This is a genomic window from Luteibacter sp. P4_D7_3, assembly GCF_056401735.1.
The window spans coordinates 1-1,589 of sequence record NZ_JBFUIT010000524.1 but is presented as its reverse complement, the minus strand read 5'-3'; the positions used below and the strand labels follow the sequence as shown (position 1 = coordinate 1,589).

Here is a 1,589-nt window from a genome sequence, read left to right as displayed (position 1 = left end):
TCGCGTCACTGAACTTCAAGCGCAATTGGTCGCACTCAACATTACGGATACCCACGGACGCCCCCTGTCGCCCGATGGCAACTTCGGACCTTCGACGCAGGCTGCGGTAGAAAAATTTCAGGCTGCACATGGAATGACGGCTGACGGTATCGTAGGCCATCGAACCGAGGCGGCGCTTCAACAGGAAGTGGAGAAATCGCAGCAGGCTATTCGCTTGAGTCTTGCCGATGAACACCATCCTGGGGTCTCGATGTACCAGCAGGCGTTGGGCGGCGTGAGCTCGGTGGATCGGGAACGCGGGCGCACCAGCGATCAGGCAAGCTGCCATTTGGCCGGATCACTAACGGTGGCGGCGTGCGTCGCTGGGTTGAACCGTATCGATCATGTCGCGATGAGCGACGACGGCGCGCGCGCATATGCCATCCAAGRAGATCTCAATTCACCGTTCAAGCGGTACACCGAGGTGAACGTTGCTCACTCGGTAACCATTCCGTTGGAGCAAAGCGGAGCTGACTTCGTCAGGGCAGTGGCGGAACAGGCTCAACAACCGCCGGTCGCGCAAGCCCAACAGGAGGTGCAGCAGCAGGAAGCGCCTGCGCAACCGCACTCGATGCACCGCTAACGCGCAGGGCCGCAATCACACAGCCCTCGCTTTGCGGTCCTCGCTTTTGCCGCCAGACGCCGCAACGCCCGGTGCCGCGGTCGGGTTGCCGCTTGGGGCCGCCTGAGCTGGGCCGCTCAGTTTTCGTGCGAGCGAAGGCGTGGCTACGGCCCGCCTCGAAGAGCAGCGCCTGCGGTCCCAAGGGGCAACCCGGCCGCGGCGTCTCGCGCCCCACACGCCCGAGGCGGTGCACGCGACCTCCCACACGAGACGCGCTGCAGCTCACCTTAGCTACAATGCCGCCCATGGCCATCCAGACCCCCACCCGCAAGACCCTCCCGATCGAAGTGCGCGGCAGCGCCAGCCAGCCGCTCGGCATGAGCGCCGCGCAGTTTCTGCGCGACTACTGGCAGAAGCGACCGTTGCTTATCCGCAACGCCTTCCCGGACTTCCAGCCGCCGATCCAGCCCAATGACCTCGCCGGCCTCGCCTGCGAAGAGGGCGTGCTCGCCCGTCTCATCATTCATGACGAGAAACGCGACCGCTGGACCGTCAAGAGCGGCCCCTTCGAGGAAGCCGAATTCGGCAACACGCCTAAGCGCGACTGGACCCTCCTGGTCCAGGACGTCGACAAGTGGGACAACGACGTAGCCGGCCTGCTGGAGTCCTTCTCGTTCCTGCCCAGCTGGCGCGTGGACGACGTGATGATCTCGTACGCCGAGGACGGCGGTGGCGTCGGCGCCCATGTCGACCAGTACGACGTCTTCCTGCTCCAGGGCATCGGCCAGCGCCATTGGGCGATCAGTGATGACCCGGATGCCCCGCTCGACTTCCGCACCGATGTCGAACTCAAGCAGCTCAAGGAGTTCCTGCCCACCCACGAGTGGCTGCTCGAACCCGGTGACATGCTTTATCTCCCCCCGGGCGTGCCCCACGACGGCATCGCCCTCGGCGACTGCATGACCCTGTCCGTCGGCATGCGCGCGCC

General features: G+C 64.8%; 2 protein-coding genes. Both read left to right on the top strand.

Features of this window, described 5'->3' with window-relative positions; genetic code table 11:
• Positions 1 to 622, top strand: a 622-nt coding sequence (locus AC1DSN_RS22320) for an XVIPCD domain-containing protein (RefSeq protein WP_477332986.1), incomplete at its 5' end; no start/stop codon positions are given.
• Between the two features lie 284 nt (positions 623 to 906).
• The coding region (locus AC1DSN_RS22315) for a cupin domain-containing protein (RefSeq protein ID WP_477332984.1) at positions 907 to 1,589 on the top strand (683 nt) is incomplete at its 3' end.